The organism is Amycolatopsis sp. FDAARGOS 1241 (genome assembly GCF_016889705.1).
GTDB lineage: Bacteria > Actinomycetota > Actinomycetes > Mycobacteriales > Pseudonocardiaceae > Amycolatopsis.
The window spans coordinates 3,407,083-3,430,954 of record NZ_CP069526.1; the positions used below are offsets into that span (position 1 = coordinate 3,407,083).

The window sequence follows — 23,872 nt, forward strand, 5'->3', positions numbered from 1 at the left end:
GAAGACCATGAGCACAGACACCGAGCGCCCGGTTTCGGGCCGGTGGTTCGAACAGCTGACGGTGGGCACCCTCGTCCACCACGCGACGCGGCGCACCGTCACCGAGACCGACAACGTGCTGTTCACCACGATGACGATGAACCCGGCGCCCATGCACCTCGACGCCGACTACGCCTCGCGCAGCGAGTTCGGCAAGCCGCTGGTGAACAGCATGTTCACGATCGCGCTGGTGGTCGGGCTCTCGGTGTACGAGCTGACGCTCGGTACTATCGTCGCGCAGCTCGGACTGTCCGATGTGGAGTTCCCCAAGCCGGTGTTCGCCGGCGACACGATCCGCGTGGAGAGCGAGGTCGTGGAAGCCCGCGCCTCGAAGTCGCGGCCGCGCGCGGGGGTCGTGGTGTTCGAGCACCGGGCCTACAACCAGCGTGACGAGCTCGTGTGCCGGGCCCGGCGCACCGGGCTGATGCACCGCGAACCGACGGGGGAGCAGGCGTGATCACCGAGTACTTCGACAAGATCAAGCTCGGCGACCGGCACGTCAGCCGGGCCCGCACGATCACCGAGACGGACATCGTGCAGTTCGCGATGTTCACCGGCGACTGGCACCCGGCGCACACCGACGCCGAGTACTTCGGCCAGGACCCCGTGTTCGGCGGCCGCGTCGCCCACGGCGCGCTGTCGCTTTCGGTCGCGCTGGGGCTGGTCACGTTCTGGCCCGAGGCGATGAAAGCCTTCTACGGCATCGACAAGCTCCGCTTCGTCACGCCGGTGCGCGTCGGCGACACGATCCACGTCGAGACCGAGGTCACCGAGCTGACGCCGCGCGGCGCCGGCAAGGGCGTGGTCACTTCGGCGTTCCGGATTCTCAACCAGCGCGGTGAAACCGTGCTCGCGGCGACGCTGAAGACGCTGGTGGTCACCGAGGAGGCGGCGCGGCGATGAGCGAGGTGACGGCCGAGCTGGAGAAGGCCGCGCAGGCCGCGCTCGCGGGCGGCGACGCGAGCCGGTGGCCGAACAAGATCCCGGTGCGGGAGCGGATCGCGCTCCTGCTCGACCCGGGCAGCTGGGTCGAGGACGGGCTGCTCGCCGATGCCTCCGGCGACGGTCTGCCGGCCGACGGCGTGCTCACCGGCGTCGGCACGGTCGAGGGCCGCCCGGTCGCGGTCATCGCCCACGACTTCTCGGTCAAGGCCGGTTCGTGGGGCGAGCTGACCTGCGAGAAGCAGGTGCGCATCCTCGAACGCGCCGACCGCGACCTGATGCCGGTGTTCTACCTCGTCGATTCGGCGGGCGGGCGGCTGACCGACCAGCTCGGGTTCTTCTCGGGCCGGCGTGGGGCGTCGCGGATCTTCCAGCTGCAGATCAAGCTCTCCGGGCGGGTGCCGCAGATCTGCTGCCTGCACGGGCCTTCGGCCGCCGGCGGCGCGTACATGCCGGCGTTCACCGACTGGGTCGGCATGGTCGAGGGCAATGCGTCGATGTACCTGGCCTCGCCGCGTGTCGCCGAGAAGGTGACCGGCGAGCACACCACGCTCGAGGAGATGGGCGGCGCGGTCATGCACGCGACGGTCTCCGGCTGCGGTGACGAGGTGTTCGACGAGGACTGGCAGGTGATCGCGGCCGCGCGGCTGCTGCTGTCGTACCTGCCCGACGACTGGCGCTCGCCCCCGGCGAACGCCGAACCCGCCGAGCCCGAACTGCTCGACTGGCCCGAGGGCCTGATCCCGGAGGACCCGAACGCGGCCTACGACGTGCGCGACGTGATCCTGCGGCTCGTGGACGCCGGCAGCTTCTTCGAGATCAAGTCGGCGTGGGCCACCGAGATGGTGACCGGGTTCGCGCGGCTCGACGGGCAGACCGTCGGGCTCGTGGCGAACCAGCCGTCGGTGCGCAGCGGCGCGATCTTCGTCGACTCGGCCGACAAGGCGGCGCGGTTCATCTCGATGTGCGACGCGTTCAACATCCCGCTGGTGTTCCTGCAGGACGTGCCGGGCTTCATGGTCGGCGTCGCGGTGGAGCGGCAGGGGATCATCCGGCACGGTGCCAAGATGGTCGCCGCGATGGCCAGCGCCGAGGTGCCCAAGTTCAGCGTCGTGCTGCGCAAGGCCTACGCCGCCGGGTTCTACGCGATGTGCGCACCGGGTTTCGAGCCGCGCGCCACGATCGCGCTGCCGACCGCGACGATCGGCACGATGTCGCCGGAAGCTTCCGCGAACGCCGTGTACGCCAACAAAATCGCGGCGATCGAGGACCCCGCCGAGCGCGAGGCGTTCGTGCAGGCGCGGGTCGCCGAGCAGGCCGCGGACTTCACGCTCCTGCGGCTGGCCGGCGAACTGCACGTCGACACCGTGGTGAAGCCCGAAGCGCTGCGCGCCGAGTTGCTGGGCCGCCTGCGGGCCGCCCGGAACTGGGAGCGCTCGGGGCACCGCCGCCACCACCTGATCAGCCCGGTGTGACCATGACGGACGGACTGGTTCCCCGCAGCCTGCTGTTCATGCCGGGTTCGAAGGCGTCGATGGTCGCGAAGATCCCCGTGCTCGCGCCCGACGCTGCCGTGGTCGACCTCGAGGACGCCGTGCCCGCGGCGCAGAAGGCCGAAGCGCGCGAGACGGCGGTCGCCGCGCTGGCCGGGCTCGACGCCGGCCCGCGCACCACCGTGCTCGTGCGCGTCAACCCGATCACGTCGCCGTGGTTCGCCGACGACCTCGCGGCCGTCGCCGGACTCGGCGGGATCGGCGTGGTGCTGCCGAAGTACGAGCGGCGCGAGGAGATCGACGTGCTGCGCGGCCGGCTCGGGCCCGACGCGCCGATCGTCGTCGGGCTCGAAACCGTGCGCGGGGTCGCGGACTGCCGCGAGCTGCTGCGGGCCGGCCTCGACTCCGTCTACTTCGGGGCCGAGGACTACATCGCCGATATCGGCGGCGTGCGGACCACCCACGGCGACGAGGTGCTCTACGCACGCAGCGAGGTCCGCCTCGCCGCGCACCTCGCCGGGGTGTCCGCTGTGGACCAGGCCGTGGTCGCGATCCGCGACGACGACCGGTTCCGCGCCGACGCGGCGCAGGGTCGAGCGATCGGGTACACCGGCAAAATCTGCGTGCACCCACGTCAGGTCGAGCTGGCGCACGAGGTCTTCACACCGGCGCCGGACGAGGTCGCGCACGCGCGCGCCGTGCTGGCGGCGGCGGACGAAGGCGTCGCGGTCGTCGACGGCCAGATGGTCGACGACGTCCACGTGCGGATGGCGCGCACCGTGCTGGCGCGGCTGCCGGAGGAGCGGTGATGCGCGTCGGACTGATGTTCCCGCCCGGGGCCGACCCGGGCGAGATCCCCGCTGTCGCGCGCCGCGCCGAGGAAGCCGGCTTCGACTACTTCTGCTGCGGTGAGCACGTGTTCTTCCACGGGCCGATCACCAACGCGTTCGTCGGGCTGGCCGCCGCCGCGGGCGCCACCGAGCGGATCCGGCTGCTGAGCGCGCTCACGATCCTGCCGGTGTACCCGGCCGCGCTGGCGGCGAAGCTCGTCGCGACACTCGCGGCCGTGTCGCGCGGCCGGTTCGAGCTGGGCGTCGGGGTCGGCGGGGAGCACCCGCCCGAGTTCGAGGCCGTCGGCGTCCCGCTCGCCGAACGCGGCCGCCGGACCGACGAAGCCCTCGAGGTGCTCGAGAGGCTGCTGGCCGGGGGACCGGTGACGTTCCACGGGGAGTTCACCACGATCGAGGACCAGGAGCTGCAGCCGGTGCCGGCGCGGCGCCCGCCCGTGTGGGTCGGGGGCCGGCGGCGCGCGGCGATGCGGCGCGCGGCGAAGCACGCCGACGTCTGGCTGCCGTACCTGGTCACACCCGAGCGCCTCGCGGGCAGCCTCGCCCAAGTCCGCGAGCTGGCCGCCGGGCACGGCCGCGAAGCCGCGGACCTCACCGGCGGTGTCTACCTGTGGTCCACTGTGGACCGGGACGGCGACCGCGCCCGCCGCGAGGTCGTCGAGGCCATCAGCCGGATCTACCGGCAGGACTTCGAGCCCTACGCCGATCGCTACCTGCTCTTCGGCACGCCGGCCCGGCTGCGTGAGCGCATCGCGCAGTTCGCCGCAGCCGGCGCGGAGCGCATCGTGTTCGCCCCGGCCTGCGCGGCCGGAGACCGCGACCGCGTGATCGACCTGTTCGCCACCGAGGTCCTGCCCGGGATCCGGGAGAGGGGAGTTTCCGTTGCCTGAGTTCCGCAAGGTGCTGGTCGCGAACCGCGGCGAGATCGCGGTGCGGGTGATCCGGGCCGCGCGCGACGCCGGGCTGGCCTCCGTCGCCGTGTACGCCGACCCCGACGCGCGGGCGCCGCACACGCGCCTGGCCGACGAGGCCTACGCGCTGCACGGGAGCACTGCGGCCGAGTCCTACCTGGACATCGACAAGCTGCTCGACGTCGCCAAGGTCAGCGGTGCCGACGCCGTCCACCCCGGGTACGGGTTCCTCTCGGAGAACGCCGACTTCGCGCAGGCGGTGCTCGACGCCGGGCTCGTGTGGATCGGCCCCGAGCCGCAGGCGATCCGGGACCTGGGCGACAAGGTCACCGCGCGCCGCATCGCGCGGTCCGTCGGTGCACCGCTCGTGCCGGGCACGGAGGAACCGGTCGCGTCGGCCGGTGAGATCGTCGCGTTCGCGCGTGAGCACGGGCTGCCGGTGGCGATCAAGGCGGCGTTCGGCGGCGGCGGGCGCGGGCTCAAGGTTGCGCGGGAGCTCGCCGAGATCCCCGAGCTGTTCGACTCGGCCACGCGCGAAGCGGTGGCGGCGTTCGGCCGTGGCGAGTGCTTCGTCGAGCGCTACCTCGACCACCCCCGGCACGTGGAGGCCCAGGTGCTGGCGGACGCGCACGGGACCGTGCTCGTCGCCGGCACGCGGGACTGCTCGCTGCAGCGGCGGCACCAGAAGCTCGTCGAGGAGGCGCCGGCACCGTTCCTGACCGAGCGGCAGCGCCAGCTGATCCACTCGTCGGCCAAGCGGATCTGCGCGGCGGCGGGCTACCGCGGCGCGGGCACCGTGGAGTACTTGGTGGGCACCGACGGGACGATCTCCTTCCTGGAGGTGAACACCCGCCTGCAGGTCGAGCACCCGGTGACCGAGGAGACGACCGGCCTCGACCTCGTGCTGGAACAGTTCCGCATCGCGCGCGGCGAACCGCTGCCCTACGCCGAGGACCCCGCACCACGCGGGCACGCGTTCGAGTTCCGGATCAACGGCGAAGACCCGGGCCGCGGGTTCCTGCCCATGCCCGGGACCGTGCGCCGGTTCGACGTGCCGGAAGGACCGGGCATCCGGCTCGACTCCGGCGTCGAAGCCGGCACCGTCGTGGGCGGCCAGTTCGACTCGATGCTGGCCAAGCTGATCGTGTCCGGACCGGATCGCGCGACCGCACTGGCCCGCAGCCGCCGGGCGCTGGCCGAGCTGACGGTCGAGGGCCTCGCGACCGTGGTGCCGTTCCACCGTGCGGTCGTGCGTGATCCGGCGTTCACCGCGGAGAACGGCTTCACCGTCCACACGCGCTGGATCGAGGACGACTTCGTCAACGACTTGCCGGAATACTCGGCCGAACCAGCCGGCGACGGCCGGGTGGCGATCTCCGTGGGCGGGCGCGCGCTGCGCGTCTCGTTGCCGGGTCTGTCCGAAGTGGGTACCGGGCGCGCCGAGGAAATCCGCGCGGCCTCGGCGGCCGTCGCGCTCGGCCCGCGGGCGACGGCGGTGTCGGGGGACGCGGTGACGACCCCGATGCAAGGCACTGTCGTGAAGCTCGCGGTGGCCGAAGGCGATCGGGTGGCGGCCGGGGACCTGATCGCGGTCGTGGAAGCCATGAAGATGGAAAACCCCGTGAAGGCGCACAAATCCGGCGTGGTCGCCGGGCTCGCGGTGGCCGTCGGCGACAGCCGGGCGCAGGGCGAGGTGTTGTGCGAGATCCGCGACGAGTGACACCCGCGTGGCTCTTCGGGCACGGCCGAGCGGACCTCCGGCCGCCGGCGCCGCCGGGCCGGTAGGGTCGGGAGCGGTTTTTCCGTTGGCGCGGCAGGGGAGCAGGACTCGTGGATCTCGGAATCGCCGGCCGCACGGCCGTGGTGTGCGCGTCGACCCTCGGGCTGGGGCGCGCCTGCGCCACCGAGCTCGCCCGGGCGGGCTGCACCGTCGTCGTGAACGGGCGGTCGGCCGAGTCGACGCGCGCGGCGGCCGAGGAGATCGCGGCGGAGACCGGCGCGACGGTGGTCCCCGTCGCGGGGAACGTCGACGACCACCCCGTGCAGGACGCGCTGCTCGCGGCCGCCGGTGACGTCGACATCCTCGTGAACAACAACGGCGGCCCGCCGTTCCGCGACTTCCGCGAGGTCGACGAAGAGGCATTGCTGGCCGGCGTGCGCGCGAACATGGCGACGCCGATCCGGCTCGTGCAGCGGGTCGTCGACGGCATGGTGGCGCGCCGGTTCGGCCGGATCGTCAACATCACGTCCGGCTCGGTCAAGATGCCCCTCGCGGGCCTCGACCTCTCCAGCGGCGCGCGGGCCGGCCTGACCGGGTTCCTCGCGGGCGTCGCGCGGTCGGTGGCGCACGCCAACGTGACGATCAACTTCCTGCTGCCCGGTTCGTTCGACACCCGCCGCCTGCGTTCAGGCCAGGAAGCGGCCGCCGCCGGCGCGGGCGTGACCCCGCACGCGATCGCCGACCGCCAGCGAGCGGCGATCCCGGCCGGCAGGTTCGGCGAGCCCGCCGAGTTCGGTGCCGCCTGTGCGTACCTGTGCTCGGCGCAGGCCGGGTTCCTGACCGGCCAGAGCCTGCTCATCGACGGCGGCGCGTACCCGGGCGTACTCTGACGCGCCGGGCACGCGCCGCTGCTCAGCCGACCCAGACGGTCTTGAGGTTGCAGAACTCCCGGATGCCGTGCGACGACAGCTCGCGGCCGTAACCGGAGCGCTTCACGCCGCCGAACGGCAGCTCCGGGTACGACACGGTCATGCCGTTGATGAACACCTGCCCGGCCTCGAGGTCACCGATGAAACGTTCGATCTCGTCCGCGTCCTGCGTCCACGCGTTGGAACCGAGGCCGAACGAGGTCGCGTTGGCGACCTCCAGCGCCTCGTCGATGTCCGCGACGCGGAACAGCGAGGCGACCGGCCCGAACACCTCTTCGGTGTACATGCGCATTTCGCGCGTGATGCCGCTGATGACGGTCGGCGGGTAGAACCAGCCCGGCCCGTCGGGTCGCTTCCCCCCGCACAGCACCTCGGCGCCCGCGGACACGGCTTCGTCCACCAGCTCCTCGACGTCGGTGCGGCCCTGCTCGGTGGCCAGCGGACCGACGTCGGTGCTGTCGTCGGTGGGGTCGCCCACCGTCAGCGCCCGCATCCGCTCCACGAACTTCCTCGCGAACTCGTCGTAGACGTCCGTGTGCACGATGAACCGCTTCGCGGCGATGCAGGACTGGCCGTTGTTCTGCACGCGGGCGGTCACCGCGGTTTCGGCCGCGTGGTCGAGGTCGGCCGAAGGCATCACCACGAAGGGGTCGCTGCCACCGAGCTCCAGCACGGTGTGCATGACCTCGTCGCCGCAGATCGCGGCCACCGAGCGGCCGGCGGGCTCGCTCCCCGTGAGCGTCGCGGCCGCCACGCGCGGGTCGCGCAGGACGGGCTCGACCTGGCGCGAGGAGATCAGCAGCGTTTGGAAGCAGCCTTCGGGGAACCCACCGCGGCGGAACAGGTCCTCCAGGTACAGCGCGCACTGCGGCACGTTCGACGCGTGCTTGAGCAGGCCGACGTTGCCGGCCATCAGCGCAGGCGCGGCGAAGCGCATCACCTGCCACAGCGGGAAGTTCCACGGCATCACGGCCAGCACCACACCCAGCGGCTGGTACCGGCCCAGCGCACGGGACGCGCCGACGGCCGACGGGTCGGCGAGCGGCTCGTCGGCCAGGAACTCTTCGGCGTGGTCCGCGTAGTACCGCATGCCCTTGGCGCACTTGAGCGCCTCGGCCCGGGCCGCGGCGAGCGTCTTGCCCATTTCCGTGGTCATCGTCGCCGCGACGTCGTCGGCCTCCTTCTCCAGGAGGTCGGCCGTGGCGTGCAGCAGCGCGGCGCGCTCGGCGAACGAAGTGCGGCGATAGGTGAGCCACCGTTCGTGTGCGACAGCGATCTTGTCCCGGACCTCGGCTTCGGTCAGCTCGGTGAACGTCGTGACCGTCTCCCCGGTCGCGGGGTTGATCGTGGCGATCGCCATGGGTGGAGCCGTCCCTTCTCCTCGATGCGGTGCGGCCGGCGCGCTCGTCCGCGGATCCCGGCCCCAGCAGCAGCCTAGGCTTTCCCGGCCCGAGTGGCGGGCAAACCCGTGCGGGCGCGCGCCGGGGTGCACTGCGCGAGTGGACACCGACGTCAGACCGCCCGGCGCGCAGCCGGGTAAAGTGTGCGAGTGGACATCGATGACAGAGCCGCGTTCGACGAGCTCACCGGCGCGATGACGGACCTCACTGCGGCGCTCGAGTCCGGCGACGACACCGCCTCGACACTCGAAGCCGTCTGCACCCACGCCGTCCGCGCGGTACCGGGCGCCGAGATCGCGAGCGTCACCGTCATCACCGAAGGGAAAGCCGAAACCGCCGCGTACACCGACGAGATCGCACTGCGCGTCGACCGGGCGCAGTACGCCGCGGGCGACGGACCGTGCCTGCGCGCGGCGGCGACCGGCGAGATCGTGCGCATGTCGCTTCCGCACGCCGGCCGGGAGTGGCCCGAATTCGTGGACTTCGCCCGCGGCGAGGGCATCGGCAGTTACCTCGCCGCGCCGCTGCGCGTCGACGAGACGCTCTCGGGCGCGCTCAACCTGTTCAGCACCGAAAGCCACGGCTTCGAAGAACTCGACGGCAAAGTCTTGGAGCTCTACACGGTCGTGGTCGCGTCGGGACTGCGCACCACCCGGCGGTTCCGGCGCGCACACGACCTCGCCGCCCACCTCGACACCGCGATGCGCAACCGCGCGGTGATCGAGCAGGCGAAGGGCATCCTCATGGCCGCGCACAGCATCAGCGACGTCGAGGCCATGCAGCGGCTCATCCGGGAATCGCAGAACACCAACGTGAAGCTGCGCGAAGTCGCCGTCCGGTTCGTGCACGAGGCGACGCGGCCGGCCGGCTGAGCCGGTTCAGCCGGCCGGCCGGTTCAGCCGGTTCAGCTCGAGGGCTGGAGCACGAAGTCGTAGCGCGCTTCGACCCAGGGCACGACCGACTCGCCGCCGTCCGGCGTCGGGCCGGGATCACGCGGCTCGAACGCGACCACCAGTTCCTGCTTGGTGCCGAACACGACGTCGCTGTCGAGGTACTCGGCGCCCTCCTGGAACAGGTGGGTGATGAGCGGCTCGTGGCCCTCGGCCGTCACCAGGAAGTGCACGTGGGCCGGGCGGAAGTGGCTGATGTCGGTGCGCGAGATAAGGTCGCCGACCGGGCCGTCCATCGGGATCGAGTACCCCTTCGGCGCGATGGTGCGCACGCAGTACGAACCGTCGGCGCGGGCCGTGTACTTCGCGCGCAGCCGGGCTTCGTCGATCTCCGGCAGCTGCGACTCGTAGGCGCCCTCCGCGTCGGCCTGCCACACGTCGAGCAGCGCGCCGGCGACGGGGGAGCCGTCGAGGGAGCGCACGGAACCGGTGACGTACAGGGGAGTGCCTTCGACGCCGTCGGACATGTCACCGCCGAAGTCCAGTGCCGGCGAGCCGTCGATGTGGAACGGACCGAGAACCGTGGCAGGGGTCGCTTCCGGGGCGAAGTGGTGGTTCATCTGCACCACGAGCATGCTCAGGCCCAGCACGTCGGAGGCGAGGATGAACTCCTCGCGCTTCTCGTCGCTGATCTGGCCGGTCGAGGTGAGCCACCGGATGGCCGCCATCCACTCCGCTTCGGTGAGCCGCACCTCGCGCGCGAAGGCGTGCAGGTGGCGCACGAGCGCGGTCATCAGCTCCTTCGCGCGCGGGTCGTGCGCGGTCGCCCACCGCCGCTCGGCCAGCTCCGTGATGTTGTCTTCGGTGACGAGCTCCATGGCTGTCCTCTCCTGGGCCGGGCGGCGGGTCAGGGCTGTTCGGGCGAATAGGGGTCCGGCGCGACGGGCCGGTTGTTCAGGTCTACCGCGAGGAAGACGTCGTTGGCGACGGGGTGGCGCAGTTCTTCGGCAAGCTGCCCGATGAGCCCGGCCGTGCGGGCCAAAAGTGCGAACCCGCGCAGCAGTTCGAGCGGGAGGCCGAGGTCGGCCAGCGCGGCACCGCAGACGCCCGCGCCGTTGAGCGGCAGCGTCTTGCCGAGCACCTGCGGGTGCACGCGGCCGATGGCGCTGAACAGTGCCAGGTGCGGTCCGACGAGTCCCTCCTCCGCCGCGATCTCCAGCAGGCGCGGGGTTCGTGGGTCACCCTGCTTGTGCACGTGGTGACCCAGGCCCGGCACGAATTCGCCCGCCGCCCGTCGCGTCCGCACGGTTTCCAGGGCCAGCGCGTCCCAGCCGGCATCGTCGGCGGGGAGCTCGCCGGTTCTGCCGGCTTCGGTGAGGACGCCGTGCAGGAACCTGCCGCAGTCCTCGGTCACGCCGAGGAAACGCGAGCCACCGCCGAGCAGGCCGGCGGCGAGCGCGCCCTGGATCGAGTCGGGCGCGGACAGGTAGGTCAGGCGTGTGACGATCGCCGTGGGGGTGAAGCCGTGGTCGGCCAGCGCGGCCAGCACGGCTTCGAAGACGCGGGTCTCACCCGGCGCCGGCCGGCGCTGCGTCGCGAGCCAGAAGGCCAGCTCGCCGAAGCCGACCTTCCCCATCACGTCCTGCGCGAGGTCCTGCCCCAGCAAGGTGATCTTGTCGAGGGACGACGCGCCGAGGGCGGTCTCGTACACCGGGGGCTCAGCCATCTCCGTCCTTTCGCGTGAGCCACGCGCGCAGCTGCTCGCCGTGCTCGTCGAGCTCGGGCGGCGGCAGCCGGTAGGTGGCCGGCGTCGCCGAGAACCGCAGCGGGTGCCGGGTGGTCGGGACCGCGCGGTCGCCCTCCCCGACCTCGACGACCGGGTCGAGGCCGAAGCGCTCGGCCATCGCGAACCCGCCGTCGATCGTCTGGATGGGCCCGCAGGGCACGCCCACCGCGGTGAGTGCCTCGAACCACTCGACGGCGCCCCGTGTCGCCAGCCGCCGTTCGAGGATCGGTCGCAGTTCCTCGCGGTTCTTCGTGCGGTCGGCGTTGTGCGCGAACCGCGGGTCGTCGGCGACCTCGGGGATCGCGAGAACGTCGCACAGCTTGCGGAACTGGCCGTCGTTGGCCGCGGCGACGATCAGGTCGTCGTCCGCCGTCGGCAGGGGTTCGTAGGGGAAGACGCTGGGGTGCGCGTTGCCCATGCGGTAGGGCACCACGCCGCCGGCGGCGTAGGCCGAGCTGTGATTGACCAGCCCCGTCAGGGCCGAGGACAGCAGGTTGACCTCCACGAGCTGCCCGGCGCCGGTCGCGTCACGGTGGCGCAGCGCGGCGAGGATGCCGATCACGGCGTGGTTGCCCGCCATCACGTCGAAGACGGAGATCCCGGCGCGGTAGGGCGGGCCGTCGGGGTCGCCGGTCAGGCTCATCAGGCCCGAGATCGCCTGCACCATCAGGTCGTAGCCGGGCACGTGGCTGCCCGCGCCGGAACCGAAGCCGGTGATCGACGCGTACACCAGGCCGGGGTTGGCGGTGCGGACGCTTTCGTAGTCGAGGCCGTACTTCGCGAGCCCGCCGGGCTTGAAGTTCTCGATGAGCACGTCGGCGCGGGCGGCGAGCTCGCGCCCGAGCGCGGCGTCGGCCTCATTGCGCAGGTCGAGCGCGATCGAGCGCTTCCCGCGGTTCACGCCGAGGTAGTACGTGGAGGTCTCGCCGCGCACCGGGGGCATCCAGGTGCGCGTCTCGTCGCCCTGCGGGCCTTCGACCTTCACGACCTCGGCGCCCAGGTCGGCGAGCAGCATCGTGGCGTACGGGCCGGCGAGGACCCGGGAGAAATCCGCGACCAGCAGCCCCGACAGCGGTCCGCGGGCCGCCCCCGCCGGGGAGTCTTCCATGTCGTGCCTCTCTGCTGGTTTCTCAGCCGTGTCCGCTAGCCGGACCAGTGTCCGTCCCAGCGCTCGACTCAGAGTCTGCGCCTGCGCGGCGCAGGGCGTCAAGCACCGTCGCCGGAGGCCGCGGGCACTTCGACGTGCGGCACGTCCTGCAGGCGGGCGAAGTCGGCGCTGATGTCGCCGGCCGACTGCAGCAGCAGGGGCAGGTGGTGGCCCACGAGCCGGTCGACCGGCGTCTCGGCCGCGTGGCAGTTGACGTTGACGCTCGCGATCACGCGGCCCGAACCGTCGCGCAGGGGCGCGGCGACCGACCGGATCCCGAGGGTCAGCTGCTCGTCGGTGAGCGCCCAACCGCGGGCGCGGACTTCGCGCAACTCCGCGTCGCGCTCGGCGCGGCCGGGCTGCCAGCGCGGCACGAGCCCGGAGCGCGTCGGCTGCGCCAGCGCGACGTCGAGGTCCCCTGGGGAGAGGGCGGCGAGCAGCACTTTGCCCAGCGACGTCGGCAAAGCGGGGAAGCGCGTGCCGATCTGGACGGCCAGCGACACGATCTTCGGCACCGAAACCCGTGCCACGTAGACGATGTCCGAGCCGTCGAGCTGGGCGATCGAGCACGACTCGTGCGTCTGCGCCACGAGCTTCTCCAGGTGCGGGCGGGCGACGTCCCACAGCCCCATCGACCGCACGTACGCCACGCCGAGCTCGAGCACCCGCGGGGTGAGCGAGTAGCCGCGCTCGGCCGGGCGAACGTAGCCCAGCTCCTCGAGCGTCAGCAGGATCCGCCGCGCGGTGGGGCGGGCCAGCTTCGTCGCCGCGGCGACCTCGGCGAGCGTCATCGCGGGCCGGTGGGGCTCGAAGGCCGCGATCACCTCGAGGCCGCGCGCGAGCGCCTCGATGAAGTCCGGACCGGTTCCCTCGCGTGGCATGGCGCGACCTCCTGACGGCCTGGCGGACCTGGTCTCCGCGAAGCGTAGCCGCTCGGTGTCCGCGAGCCGGACAGCAACGTCGGGCGAGAGGCCGGCCCGCGGGCGTGCCCGCCATTGACACGGGCGGTGGCGTGCGAAAAGGTATTCACATCCACTCGTTGTCCGCCAAGCGGACGATTGTACGCGGGACTCACCGAGACCGCGGAAGAGAGGCAGCCATGAGCGAGCCCAGCGACACCGCCGGCCGTCCGGTCGTGCTGCGCGGCGGGACCGTGCTCACCGTCGACGCCACCCGCCGGGTGCTCCCCGGCCACGACGTGCTGGTCACCGGTGACACGATCACGGCCATCGGCCCGGACCTGGCCGTCCCCGAGGGCACCGTCGAGATCGACGCGACCGGCGGCATCGTGATGCCGGGCATGATCGACACGCACCGGCACATGTGGCAGACCGCGATGCGCGGCTACGGCGCCGACTGGACGCTGACCCAGTACTTCGTCTGGTACTACCTGGATTGGGGCAAGGTCTTCCGCCCCCAGGACGTGTACGCGGGCAATCTGCTCTCGGCCGTGGAGGCGCTCGACGCCGGCGTGACCACCACCGTCGACTGGTCGCACGGGCTGCAGACGACCGAGCACGCCGACGCCGCGGTCGACGCGCTGCAGGCGGTGGCGGGCCGGTTCGTGCTGGCCTACGGCAACATCCAGGACGCGCCCGCGCACTGGACCTCCACGCCCGAATTCCGCGACTTCGTCTCCCGGCGCGTGACGGACGACCCGATGCTCGGATTCCAGCTCGCGTTCGACGTGACGGGCGACCCGGCGTTCCCGGAGAAGCCCGCGTTCGAGGTCGCGCGCGAGCTCGGCGTGCCGGTGACCACGCACGCGGGCGTGTGGGGCGCGACCGGTGACGACGGCATCAAGCTCATGCACGACCACGGGTTCATGACACCGCACAACATCTACGTGCACAGCGCCTCGTTGTCGGCGGACTCCTACCACCGGATCGCCGCGACCGGCGGCTCGGTGTCGGTCTCGACGGAGAGCGAGCAGAGCGCGGGCCAGGGTTATCCGCCCACCTGGGCCCTGCGTGCCCACGGCATCCCGGTGTCGCTGTCCATGGACACGTCCGTGTGGTGGAGCGGTGATCTGTTCACGGCCATGCGCACCACCCTCGGCGCCGACCGCTCGCGCGAGCACCTGGAAGCGCACGCGAAGGGCGACACCGTCACGCACGCCGCGTTGCGAGCCGATCAGGTCGTGGAGTGGGCGACGCGCGGCGGCGCCAAGGCGCTCGGGCGCGAGGACGAGCTCGGTAGCGTCGAGGTGGGCAAGAAGGCCGACCTGGTGCTGGTGAAGAACGACAACTCACCCGTGTCGTTCCCGGTGCTCAACCCCCACGGGCACATCGCGTTCCAGGCCCAGCGCGGCGACGTGCACACGGTGCTGGTGAACGGCCGGATCGTGAAGCGCGACCACCGGCTCGTCGACGTCGACCTGCCGGCCGTGCGCCGGACGGTGGAGGAAACCGTCGAGCACCTGCGCTCGCGCCTGGGCGAGGAGGCCTGGCAGCAGGGCATGAACCCCGATGTGCCGGAGGCGAAGATCCTCGACAACCCCTACACCTACACCGATTACCAGAGTGGGAGCACGCACGGCGGCTGACGCCTCCACAGTGGACGTCTCCGGCGGGATCGCGGTTTCCGGCCTACCGTGAACCGCGAGGATACGTCGAGGCGGGAGGCCGGTGTGGCTGGTGGTGCTGAGCGGTCGCGCGTGCCGGCCGGGATCGAGCCGATGCTCGCGACGCCCGATGGCGGCACGCTGCGCGACGGGCCGGAATACGCGTATGAGTTCAAGTGGGACGGTTACCGCGCGATCATGCGCGTGGCCCCCGACGGCACGACGGTGCTGACGAGCCGCAACGACAACGACTTCACCGGCCGCTTCCCCGAGCTGGCCGGCGTGCTCGGAGACGCACTGGGCGGGCGCGCGGCGGTGCTCGACGGCGAGATCGTGGCCCTCGACGAGCAGGGGCACCCGGACTTCGGGCTGCTGCAGAACCACGACACCGCCGGGCGCTCGGTGTCGTACTTCGTGTTCGACGTGCTGCTGCTCGGCACCGAGTCCTTGCTGGATGCGCCTTACGACGAGCGTCGCGCCGTGCTGGACGCGCTCGAGCCGGCGAACCGGCAGCGGGTCGCGATCACGCCTTCCTACACCCACACCGACTTGTCGGCGCAGGGGATGAGCCCGGCGGATCTGCTCGAGGTCGCGCGCAAGACGATGCTCGAAGGCCTGGTCGTCAAGGTACGCTCTTCGAAGTACCACCCGGGCCGGCGCAGTCCGGAGTGGCTCAAGCACCCGTTCATCCGCACCACCGAGGTCGTGGTCGGCGGCTGGCGCCCCGGTCAGGGCCGCCGCGACGGCACCGTCGGCGCCCTGCTGCTCGGCGCCCATGACCCCACCACGGGCGACCTGCTCTACCTCGGCGACGTCGGCACCGGCTTCACCGAACAGATGCTGCGCGACCTGCGGGAAACACTGGCCCCGCTGGAACGCCCCACGAGTCCCTTCGCGAACCCCGTCCCCCGCGAACGCGCTCGCGGCGCGCACTGGCTGACCCCTTCCCTCGTCGGCGAGGTCGTCTACCGCCGCCTCACCCCCGGCGACCACCGGCTGCGCCACACCGCGTGGCGGGGATTGCGGCCGGATCGGAAACCCGGCGAAGCGAAGGTGCCGCCGCTGTCGTGACGGAGCGACGCTGTCCTGCGGAGAACTCTCCGGTACGTTCGGAGCATCATTGGAGAGTTCTCCGTTTCGTCTCTCTTCTTCGGCACCGCGAACATGTATCCGCAAGGTTCGAGTGAGGAGATCCTGGGCCGGGCGATGCGGGATTTCGCCGATCGCGACGACGCGGTGCTCGCGACGAAGCTGCGGCACCCGATGCGGTCGGGGCCGAGCGGGGAGGGCTTGTCGCGCAAGGCGATCATGGCGGAGATCGACCACAGCCTGCGCCGGCTGGGCACCGATTACGTCGACCTGTACCAGATCCACCGCAACGATCCGGCGACGCCGCTGGAGGAAACCCTGGAGGCGCTGCACGATCCGGTGAAGGCCGGCAAGGTGCGCTATCCGGGGGCGTCGTCGATGCCCGCGTGGTAGTTCGCGAAGGCATTTGTACACGCAGCACACGCAGCACACGCACGGGTGGGCGCGGTTCGTGTCGATGCAGGACCACTACAACCTGCTGGCGCGCGAGGAGGAACGCGAGATGCTCCCGCTGTGCCTCGACGAAGGCGTGGGCACGATCGTGTGGAGCCCGCTGGCCCGCGGCCGGCTCGCGCGGCCGTGGCAGGAGACGAAGGCGACCGCGCGGGGCTCGACGACCCGTTCGCGGATCTGCTGTACCTGCCGTACACGGCAGAGAGTGACCGCAAGATCGTGGCCGCCGTCGGTGCCCTCGCCCAGGCGCGCGGGTGAAGCGGGCGCAGGTGGCGCTGGCGTGGTCGCGCAGCAAGCCCGGCGTGGTCGCGCCACTGGTTGGGGCGAGCACGAGGAACCAGATCGACGACGCCGTCGCCTCGCTGGAAATCACCCTGAGCGGCGAGGAGATCGCGCAGCTGGAACAGCACACCCCGCGGTATGTCTTGCAGGGCATCTGCGACGACCGCGAGCTGCAGCGGATCGTGGCACAGGTGCCGCAGTTCACCGCGGCGCCCTGAGTCCCTGTTCGCTCGGCTCGGGTAGTTCGACGCGATGGCCTGCGCGGCGCGGCGGTGAACCACCTCGTCGAGGGCTTCGGCCGCCGAAGTGGCGCAGGGGTGCTTGCGGGCGATGGCGAACCCGGTCACCGGCCGCGTGTTTCAAGCGGTGCGAGGCCGACAGCTGACGGGAAACCGCCACGGCGCACGGAGAAGAGCCGGAGCACGCGTCAGCCGCCCGTCAATTTCGTGACGAGCGCGCACAGTTGCACCGGATCCTCCTGCTGGACGGCCCGCACCGGCCGGGTCGACGAGCCGGCCAGTGCTGTCGTGCGCAGTGTCCAGTCGCGCAGGTGGCGGGCGGCGGGTGAGGACCGGGAGGAGAGCCGCGCGAGCCGGTCGGCGTGGTTCTGCACGCGCAGCACCGCCGGGCGGCGCCGCTCGGTGTAGTGCCGGAGCGCGACCGGCACGGAGTCCTCGGCCAGCTCGGCGGCGAGCACGGCGGCGTCGACCAGGGCGGAGTTCGCGCCCTGGCCCACGGTCGGCGCCATGGCGTGGGCGGCGTCGCCGAGCAGCACGAGCCGGCCGTCGTGCCAGGGCACGCAGTCGACGCGGGCGGTGGTGGTGACCAGCAGCTCGTCGAACCCGGCCAGGCGGGCGACGATGCGGCCGGCGCCGGGGGAGACGCTGGCCCAGGCCGTCTGGAACGCGGGGAGGTCGCCCGAGCGCAGGGCGTCCGCGACCGCGGGCGAGGTGGCGCACGCGTAGAAGTAACAGGTTCGCCTGTCGACCGGGGCCGCGCCGAACAGGCCGAGTTCGGTCCACACTTCGCCCACGACGTCGTCGCCCCGGCGGGGTACCAGGCCGCGCGCGTAGCGCTCGCGGTCGACGCGCTTGTGGGTGCCGAACGAGCCACCGGCGCGCACGGTCGAATCGACTCCGTCGGCGCCGGCCACCAGATCGGCCTCGATCACGCTCCCGCGGCCACGCCACGTGAGCTCGACGCACCCGGCCGGATCCGCACTTTTCACCGTCGCGCCCAGCCGCAGGTCGATCACGGGCTCCTCCCGCACGGCCTTCAGCAACACCGCGTGCAGCAGGCTTCGCCGCACGGCGAGCACGTGGTCGAGGCCAGGGCCGAAGTCGGGCACGGCGAGCTTCGCGAGCGGCGACCCGCGGGTGCCGAGCAGTGCGGTGGCGCGCATCGCGTGGCCTTCGCGTTCGAGCGGACCGGTGAGGCCGAGGCCGGCGAGCACCGCCAACCCGTTGGGCTGCACCAGGATTCCGGACCCGCGCCCACCCGGGTCCGCGTCGCGTTCGAGCACGGTCACCGACGCGCCGGCGCGCGCCAGCAGCAGCGCGGTGGCCAGCCCGCCGATGCCGGCTCCGACGACCACTGCGTCGAGGTGCGCGATGCCCATGGGCCCTCGCCTGGTGAGGAGTTCGGTTCGTGCGGCCCACGCTGCCCGGCCGCGGGGCGCCTGGCATCCGTGAGGTGCCCTGTCTCGCGGAGCCGGGGACGGCCGGAACCCGGGGTTACCATCCGCTTCATGCTCTACGGCCGGGGAGCCGAGTGCGCGGAGATCCGGGGATTGCTGGCGGCGGCCCGCGATTCCCGCAGCGGCGCGCTCGTGCTGCGCGGCGAACCGGGCGCCGGCAAGTCGGCGTTGCTGGACTACGCGGCCGCCGAAGCGGCGGGCATGCGGCTGCTGCGCGGCGCGGGTGTGGAGACGGAAGTGTGCTTGCCGTTCGCGGCGCTGCACCAGCTGCTGCACCCCGTGCTCGACCGGGCCGGCGATTTGCCGGGACCGCAGGCCGCGGCGTTGCGCGGCGCGTTCGGGCTCGCGCCGGGCCGAGACGGCGATCCGTTCCTCATCGCCGTCGCCGTGCTGACCCTGCTGGGGGAGGTCGCCGGCGACCGGGGCTTGCTGTGCCTGGTCGACGACGCGCAGTGGCTCGACTCCGGGTCCGCGGAAGTGCTGGCGTTCGTCGCGCGGCGGGTGCAGGCGGACGGTGTCGCGCTGCTGTTCGCCGCGCGAGAGGGCGAGAGCCGCGAATTCCGCGCGCCCGGCCTGCCCGAACTGACCGTGGCCGGGCTCGACGTCGAAGCCGCCGGGGCGCTGCTCGACGAAGCGGCGCCCGGGCTCGCGCCCGCGGTCTGCACCGCGCTCGTCGCGGGGACGGCCGGAAATCCCTTGGCACTGCTGGAGATCCCCGCTTCCCTGAGCGCAGACCAGCTCGCCGGACGCGCCCCGCTGCCGGTTCCGCTCGACGCGGGCCGCGACGTGGAACGCCTGTTCCTCGCCCGCGTCCGTGCGCTCGGCAAAGCGGCGCAACGGTTCCTGCTCATCGCCTCGGCCGAGAGCGGCGGGGACCTGCTCGCCGTCCTGCGCGCCGCGGGCGCCGACGGGGCGGGGCTCGACGAAGCCGAGCGCGCGGGTCTGGTGCGCGTGCTCGGCGACCGGCTCGAGTTCCGTCACCCGCTCGTGCGCTCGGCGGTGTACCACGGCGCGACCTTCCTCGAACGGCGCTCGGCCCACCTCGCGCTCGGTGCGGTGTTCGACGCCGCGCACGACACCGACCGCCGGGCGTGGCACCGCGCCGCCGCGGCGCTCGAGCCGAGCGCGGAGCTGGCGAAATCGCTGGAGGAGTCGGCGGCGCGGGCACGGGCCCGCGGCGGGGCGGCGGCCGCGGCCAACGCGCTCGAACGCGCCGCGCAGCTGAGTCCCGGGGACACCGACCGAGCGGCCCTGCTGCTCGCGGCGGCCGAGGACGCCTGGCACGCCGGGCAGCACGGCCGCGTCGCCGCACTGCTCGACGCCGCTGAACGGCTCGACGCCGCGCGGCCCGTGCGCGGCCGCGTGTGGTTTCTGCGTGGCATGGTGGAACTGCGGTCCGGCGACCCCGCGGCCGCGTGCCGGCTGCTGCTGCGCAGCGCGGCGGAAAGCCCGGACGACGGTACGGCGACGCTCGTGCACGCGGGCGAGGCGGCCGCGCTTCTCGGCGATCCGGCGCTGGCGGCCGAGGTCGAACGGTGCGCGGGCGAGGACGAGCAGTCGCGCCTGGTCACGGGCTGGGCGAGCCTGGCGCGCGACGACTGGCCCGCGGGCGCGCGGCTGCTCGGTGCCGTCGTCGACGCGGCGGGTGCCGACGACGATCCGGTGCGGCAGGTGTGGACCGGGCGGGCCGCGCTGTACCTCGGAGACGTGGACACGGCCCGCACGGCCTACACCCGGGCGGTGGCGCGGGCTCGCGCCGGCGGCGAAGTCGGTGCCCTGCCGATGGTGCTCGACCGGCTGGCGTTCACCGACGTCCTGGCCGGGCGCCCGGCCGACGCGACGGCCAACGCCACCGAGGGCCTGCGGCTCGCCGGTGACCTCGGGCTCGACGTGGGACTCGCGCTGGTGAGCCTGGCGCTCGCCGCCGCGTGGACTGGCGACGCGCCGGCCTGCCGGCGCGCCGCCGACCGGGCGCACCGCGTGGCCGCGGAGCGCGGGCTGACGGTGGTCGCGGCGGGTGCGGACTGGGCGCTCGGTCTGCTGGCGCTGGGCGCCGGGCAGCCCGCCGAGGCCGCGGCACGACTGTGGTCGCTGGCCCCGGGCGGGCCCGGCGACCACGCGTTGATCCGGCTGTGGGCGACGCCCGACCTGGTCGAGGCCACCGTGCGCGCGGGTGGGCCCGCGACGGTGCGCGAGTCCGTGACGGCGCTGGCCCACTGGGCGCGGGGAAGCCGACAACCCGGTCCGGCGGCGGCGCTGAGCCGGTGCGAGGGCCTGCTGTCCGGTGACGTCGACCGCTTCCGCGCAGCGGTGCGGCTCGATCCGCAGGGCCGGCAGCCGCTCGAACGTGCCCGCACCCAGCTGCTGCTCGGTGAATCGCTGCGCCGGGAACGGCGCCGCAGCGAGTCACGGGCGTACCTGCGGGCCGCGCTGGAGACGTTCGAACGCGCCGGCGCCGCGGCGTGGGCCGAGCGCGCCGCCACCGAACTGCGCGCGAGCGGCGAGAGCGCCCACAAACGCGACGAAGCCCAGTGGGCGCGGCTGACCCCGCAGGAGCTGCAGATCGCGCGGTTCGCGGGTGGAGGCGCCAGCAATCCCGACATCGCCGCGAAGATGTTCCTCAGCCGCCGGACCGTGGAGTACCACCTGCACAAGGTGTTCACGAAGCTCGGCGTCACCTCGCGCACGGAATTGGCGCGCCTCGACCTCGACGGGTGAGTTTCCGGCGCGGCGGGGTTCCGCGTCGCTTTCCGACCACTGTGGACACTGGTGAGTTCACGGATTCGCGCCCCGCCGCCGCGGGGCATCGTCCGGGCTGGACCTGTCTTCGAGCCGGGGAGCCGACGATGAGTGCCACCTATCCGCAGCCGCCGCGGCGCAGCCCGGCGCGAGTGGTCGTGATCGTCCTCTCGGTGGTGGTGCTCGTCGTCGGGGTGTGCCTGGCCGTCGGTGGCGGGGTGCTGCTGCTGATCTTCGGCACGAACGGGCAGCTGCGGTCGGGGCAGCACGCCGTGTCGACGCCCACCGTCGCGCTCGTGACCGACACCGCGCAGGTCGCCGACTCCACGAGCCTCACGCGCGCGCTCGGCGCACCTTCGGTCACGGTGCACGCCACCGGAGGCAACAGCTCCGGGCTGTTCATCGGCATCGGGCCCGCCGCCGAGGTGGACCGCTACCTCGCGGGCGCCGCGATCGAGCAGGCGCGCAACTTCGACCTCGACCCGTTCTCGGTCGGCTCGGCGCGGGTCAACGGCGCGCTCGTCGTGCGGCCGCCGGCCACACAGACGTTCTGGGTCGCCTCCGGCTCCACCGGTCTCACCTGGCGGATCCGGGACAGCAGCTACCGCGCGGTCGTGATGAACGCCGACGGCTCGGCCGGCGTGAACGCGCAGCTCGACGTGACGCTGGCTCTGCCGCGGCTGTTCGGCTACGCACTCGGCTTCTTCATCGGCGGGGTCGTGCTCATCGTGGTCGCCGTGCTCGCGCTCGCACTGGGCCGCCCGCGCGCCCGCGTCTCCGCGCCGACGGGACCGCCGTCCTGACGAATTGAGCCACCGAGAGGGGACCATGGCCCAGCACGCCGCGGCGGTCGAGCCCGCGAGACAACCCGAGTTCCTCGGCCGCGTGCGGTCGATCGCCCTGCTGCTGTGGCGGCGGGCCCCGTTCACCACCGCGGTGGTCCTGGTGATGGTCGTGGCCGGCCTCGCGACGGGGTCGCTGTGGAGTGCCGTGGAATCGCGCGAGTGGTTCCCGCTGGTGTCCTACGGCCTGCCCTCGCTGGAGAACGGGCGCTGGTGGACGTTCCTCACCGGGCCGTTCTTCGCGCTGACGCCGATCTTCTACCTTCCGGTGGCCGGCGGCTTCGCCCTGCTGGTCGGGCCCGCGGAAGCGCGGATGGGCACGCGGCGCACGGCTGCGATCGCCGTCGGCGCGCAGCTCGCCGCCACCCTCGGCGCGGCGCTGGTCCTGCTCGGGCTGCGCAGCACCGGCTGGGCCTGGGCCGGGCAGCTGGCCGAGCGCACCGACGTCGGCTTCTCCGCGGGAGCGCTGGCCGTGGTCGCGGTGGTGAGCGCGACCATCCGGTCGCCGTGGCGGCTGCGGTTGCGCGCGCTGTTGTGCGTGTACGTCGGCGTGTCGATCCTCTACGTCGGCACGCTCGCGGATCTCGAGCACCTGCTCGCGGTCGGGCTGACGCTGCCGCTCGCGCGCCGCCTGGCCGGGCCCCGGCGCGTCCGCTCGCTGGGCCGGCCAAGCAGACGGGAATGGCGGCTGCTCGCGGTCACCGGCCTCGCGGTGGCCGGTGCCGTGCAGGTCGTGGTGCGGATCGCGCCGGGCCCGAGCCCCCTCGGGTCGACGGCCGGGCAGGCCGACTCGATCCCGGAGCTGGCGATCGTCTTGATCGTCATCGCGCTGATGATCAACGGCCTGCGCCGCGGCAAACGCGCCGCATGGCGCTGGGCGGTCGGGCTCGCGTCGCTGATCGTGGCGCTCGGGGTGGTGATCGCCGTGCTCGTGGTGATCGCGGAGATCTTCGGCCTGGCCTACACGATCGAAAACGCGCCGTTCCTCGTCGCCGACGCCGTGCTGTGGGGTGCGGAGCTGACCCTGCTGCTCGCGGCGCGCAGCGCGTTCCGCGTGCCCTCGCGGCGGAAGCGGCGGCGGGCGCTCGGCACGCGCGACGTCGACACCGCGACCGAGCTGCTGCAACGCCACGGTGGCGGCACGTTGTCGTGGATGACCACGTGGCCCGAGAACTACCACTTCTTCCCCGACGACGAGTCGTACCTCGCCTACCACCGCCACGCCGGCGTCGCGATCGCGCTGGGCGACCCGATCGGGGCGGTCCCGGGCACGATCACCGCCTTCTCGGAAGCGTGTGACAGCGCGGGACTGATCCCGTGCCTGTTCTCGGTCACCGAGGAGACGATCGCGTTCACCGGCGGGCTGGGCTGGTCGCGCGTGCAGGTCGCCGAGGACACGATCGTCGACCTGGAGAACCTGGAGTTCCGCGGCAAGGCGTGGCAGAACGTGCGCTCAGCCCTCAACCGCGCGAAGAAGGAGGGCATCGCCTTCCGTCTCGTGACCCTGGCCGACGAGCCGTGGTCGCTGGTGGCGCAGGTGCGGGCGATCTCCGAGGAATGGGTGGGGGACAAGGGGATGCCCGAGATGGGCTTCACCCTCGGCGGCGTCGACGAGGCGCTGGACCCGCGCACGCGCGTCGGCCTGGCCCTCGACCCCGGCGGGGTCGTGCACGGCGTCACGTCCTGGCTGCCCGTGTACTGCGGCGACGGCCGGGTCGGCGGCTGGACCCTCGACGTGATGCGCCGGCGCGCCGACGGGTTCCGGCCCGTCGTGGAATTCCTGATCGCGTCGAGCTGCCAGCAGTTCCGCGACGAAGGCGCCCGCGTCGCGTCCCTCTCGGGTGCCCCGCTGGCCCGCGCGCCGGAAGCCCCGCCGGCCGGGCCCCTCGAACGGCTCCTCGACTCCTTCGGCGGCGCGATGGAGCCGTATTACGGATTCCGCTCGCTGCACACATTCAAGATGAAGTTCAACCCGCGTTACGTCCCGATGTACCTCGCCTACCGCGAGGAGGCCGACCTGCCGCGGATCGGCGTCGCGCTCACCCGCGCCTACCTGCCGGACGCGTCGCTCGGGTCGCTGGTACGGATGGGCAAGAGCTGACT

General features: G+C 72.7%; 22 protein-coding genes and 1 pseudogene. 17 read left to right on the forward strand and 6 right to left on the reverse strand.

Annotated elements, in window-relative coordinates:
• The first annotated feature begins 7 nt into the window (after nucleotides 1–7).
• From I6J71_RS16715 to I6J71_RS16745, 7 genes are all read left to right on the forward strand, one after another.
• Nucleotides 8–496, forward strand: a complete 489-nt coding sequence (locus tag I6J71_RS16715; RefSeq protein ID WP_204095542.1) for a MaoC family dehydratase — start codon at nucleotides 8–10, stop codon at nucleotides 494–496.
• Entirely contained in the window at nucleotides 493–942 is a 450-nt protein-coding gene (locus tag I6J71_RS16720) for a MaoC/PaaZ C-terminal domain-containing protein (protein WP_204095543.1), read from the forward strand. Before I6J71_RS16715 ends, I6J71_RS16720 begins: the two co-directional genes overlap by 4 nt.
• Complete coding sequence (locus I6J71_RS16725; protein WP_204095544.1) at nucleotides 939–2,456, forward strand: acyl-CoA carboxylase subunit beta; 1,518 nt, start codon at nucleotides 939–941, stop codon at nucleotides 2,454–2,456. The genes I6J71_RS16720 and I6J71_RS16725 overlap by 4 nt, the downstream gene beginning before the upstream one ends.
• A 2-nt stretch (nucleotides 2,457–2,458) precedes the next feature.
• Nucleotides 2,459–3,283, forward strand: a complete 825-nt coding sequence (locus I6J71_RS16730; protein WP_204095545.1) for a CoA ester lyase — start codon at nucleotides 2,459–2,461, stop codon at nucleotides 3,281–3,283.
• Nucleotides 3,283–4,212, forward strand: coding sequence for an LLM class flavin-dependent oxidoreductase (locus I6J71_RS16735; protein WP_204095546.1), 930 nt, complete (start codon nucleotides 3,283–3,285; stop codon nucleotides 4,210–4,212). Before I6J71_RS16730 ends, I6J71_RS16735 begins: the two co-directional genes overlap by 1 nt.
• The gene (locus I6J71_RS16740; RefSeq protein ID WP_204095547.1) at nucleotides 4,205–5,953 is read left to right on the forward strand and encodes a biotin carboxylase N-terminal domain-containing protein; all 1,749 of its coding nucleotides are present in this window, start codon (nucleotides 4,205–4,207) and stop codon (nucleotides 5,951–5,953) included. Before I6J71_RS16735 ends, I6J71_RS16740 begins: the two co-directional genes overlap by 8 nt.
• A 110-nt stretch (nucleotides 5,954–6,063) precedes the next feature.
• Nucleotides 6,064–6,843 carry an SDR family oxidoreductase gene (locus I6J71_RS16745; RefSeq protein ID WP_204095548.1) on the forward strand — a complete coding sequence of 260 codons (780 nt, stop codon included), beginning with the start codon at nucleotides 6,064–6,066 and terminating at the stop codon, nucleotides 6,841–6,843.
• A 22-nt stretch (nucleotides 6,844–6,865) separates the two neighbouring features.
• Here I6J71_RS16745 and I6J71_RS16750 read toward each other — a convergent pair whose 3' ends face one another.
• The gene (locus I6J71_RS16750; protein ID WP_204095549.1) at nucleotides 6,866–8,242 is read right to left on the reverse strand and encodes an NADP-dependent succinic semialdehyde dehydrogenase; all 1,377 of its coding nucleotides are present in this window, start codon (nucleotides 8,240–8,242) and stop codon (nucleotides 6,866–6,868) included.
• Between the two features lie 234 nt (nucleotides 8,243–8,476).
• Between I6J71_RS16750 and I6J71_RS16755 the strand changes: the two genes are divergently transcribed.
• Complete coding sequence (locus tag I6J71_RS16755) at nucleotides 8,477–9,154, forward strand: GAF and ANTAR domain-containing protein (RefSeq protein ID WP_204097096.1); 678 nt, start codon at nucleotides 8,477–8,479, stop codon at nucleotides 9,152–9,154.
• Between the two features lie 32 nt (nucleotides 9,155–9,186).
• Here the strand turns inward: I6J71_RS16755 and I6J71_RS16760 are convergent, their stop codons facing one another.
• The 4 genes from I6J71_RS16760 to I6J71_RS16775 form a co-directional block, all read right to left on the reverse strand.
• Nucleotides 9,187–10,050 carry a dioxygenase gene (locus I6J71_RS16760; protein WP_204095550.1) on the reverse strand — a complete coding sequence of 288 codons (864 nt, stop codon included), beginning with the start codon at nucleotides 10,048–10,050 and terminating at the stop codon, nucleotides 9,187–9,189.
• A 29-nt stretch (nucleotides 10,051–10,079) separates the two neighbouring features.
• Nucleotides 10,080–10,898: a citryl-CoA lyase gene (locus I6J71_RS16765; protein ID WP_204095551.1), complete on the reverse strand. Its 819-nt coding sequence runs from the start codon at nucleotides 10,896–10,898 to the stop codon at nucleotides 10,080–10,082.
• Entirely contained in the window at nucleotides 10,891–12,066 is a 1,176-nt protein-coding gene (locus tag I6J71_RS16770; protein WP_204095552.1) for a CaiB/BaiF CoA-transferase family protein, read from the reverse strand. The genes I6J71_RS16765 and I6J71_RS16770 overlap by 8 nt, the downstream gene beginning before the upstream one ends.
• A gap of 98 nt (nucleotides 12,067–12,164) precedes the next feature.
• Nucleotides 12,165–12,986 carry an IclR family transcriptional regulator C-terminal domain-containing protein gene (locus I6J71_RS16775; protein WP_204095553.1) on the reverse strand — a complete coding sequence of 274 codons (822 nt, stop codon included), beginning with the start codon at nucleotides 12,984–12,986 and terminating at the stop codon, nucleotides 12,165–12,167.
• Nucleotides 12,987–13,204: 218 nt separating this feature from the next.
• On the opposite strand from I6J71_RS16775, the gene I6J71_RS16780 reads away from it, so the two are divergent.
• From I6J71_RS16780 to I6J71_RS50790, 6 genes and pseudogenes are all read left to right on the forward strand, one after another.
• Nucleotides 13,205–14,650: an amidohydrolase family protein gene (locus I6J71_RS16780; protein WP_204095554.1), complete on the forward strand. Its 1,446-nt coding sequence runs from the start codon at nucleotides 13,205–13,207 to the stop codon at nucleotides 14,648–14,650.
• A gap of 84 nt (nucleotides 14,651–14,734) precedes the next feature.
• Nucleotides 14,735–15,739 (forward strand): non-homologous end-joining DNA ligase, encoded by a 1,005-nt coding sequence (gene ligD / locus I6J71_RS16785; protein ID WP_239154928.1) that lies wholly within the window; start codon nucleotides 14,735–14,737, stop codon nucleotides 15,737–15,739.
• A 93-nt stretch (nucleotides 15,740–15,832) separates the two neighbouring features.
• Nucleotides 15,833–16,150 (forward strand): aldo/keto reductase, encoded by a 318-nt coding sequence (locus I6J71_RS50775; RefSeq protein ID WP_370542157.1) that lies wholly within the window; start codon nucleotides 15,833–15,835, stop codon nucleotides 16,148–16,150.
• A 64-nt stretch (nucleotides 16,151–16,214) separates the two neighbouring features.
• Nucleotides 16,215–16,301 (forward strand): annotated as a pseudogene (locus I6J71_RS50780) (hypothetical protein); the annotation flags it as partial.
• A gap of 35 nt (nucleotides 16,302–16,336) precedes the next feature.
• Nucleotides 16,337–16,468 carry a hypothetical protein gene (locus I6J71_RS50785; RefSeq protein ID WP_255570887.1) on the forward strand — a complete coding sequence of 44 codons (132 nt, stop codon included), beginning with the start codon at nucleotides 16,337–16,339 and terminating at the stop codon, nucleotides 16,466–16,468.
• Nucleotides 16,465–16,710, forward strand: a complete 246-nt coding sequence (locus I6J71_RS50790; protein WP_255570888.1) for an aldo/keto reductase — start codon at nucleotides 16,465–16,467, stop codon at nucleotides 16,708–16,710. Before I6J71_RS50785 ends, I6J71_RS50790 begins: the two co-directional genes overlap by 4 nt.
• Nucleotides 16,711–16,919: 209 nt before the next feature.
• Here the strand turns inward: I6J71_RS50790 and I6J71_RS16795 are convergent, their stop codons facing one another.
• A complete protein-coding gene (locus tag I6J71_RS16795; protein WP_204095555.1) occupies nucleotides 16,920–18,110 on the reverse strand; it encodes an NAD(P)/FAD-dependent oxidoreductase in 1,191 nt (396 codons plus the stop codon).
• A 129-nt stretch (nucleotides 18,111–18,239) separates the two neighbouring features.
• Here I6J71_RS16795 and I6J71_RS16800 point away from each other — a divergent pair, with 129 nt between their 5' ends.
• The 3 genes from I6J71_RS16800 to I6J71_RS16810 all read left to right on the forward strand — a co-directional run bounded on the left by I6J71_RS16800 (nucleotide 18,240) and on the right by I6J71_RS16810 (nucleotide 23,870).
• Nucleotides 18,240–20,906 (forward strand): AAA family ATPase, encoded by a 2,667-nt coding sequence (locus I6J71_RS16800; protein ID WP_204095556.1) that lies wholly within the window; start codon nucleotides 18,240–18,242, stop codon nucleotides 20,904–20,906.
• Between the two features lie 128 nt (nucleotides 20,907–21,034).
• Nucleotides 21,035–21,730: a hypothetical protein gene (locus I6J71_RS16805; protein ID WP_204095557.1), complete on the forward strand. Its 696-nt coding sequence runs from the start codon at nucleotides 21,035–21,037 to the stop codon at nucleotides 21,728–21,730.
• 25 nt (nucleotides 21,731–21,755) lie between these two features.
• Nucleotides 21,756–23,870, forward strand: coding sequence for a bifunctional lysylphosphatidylglycerol flippase/synthetase MprF (locus I6J71_RS16810; RefSeq protein ID WP_204095558.1), 2,115 nt, complete (start codon nucleotides 21,756–21,758; stop codon nucleotides 23,868–23,870).
• The last annotated feature ends 2 nt before the right edge of the window (nucleotides 23,871–23,872 follow it).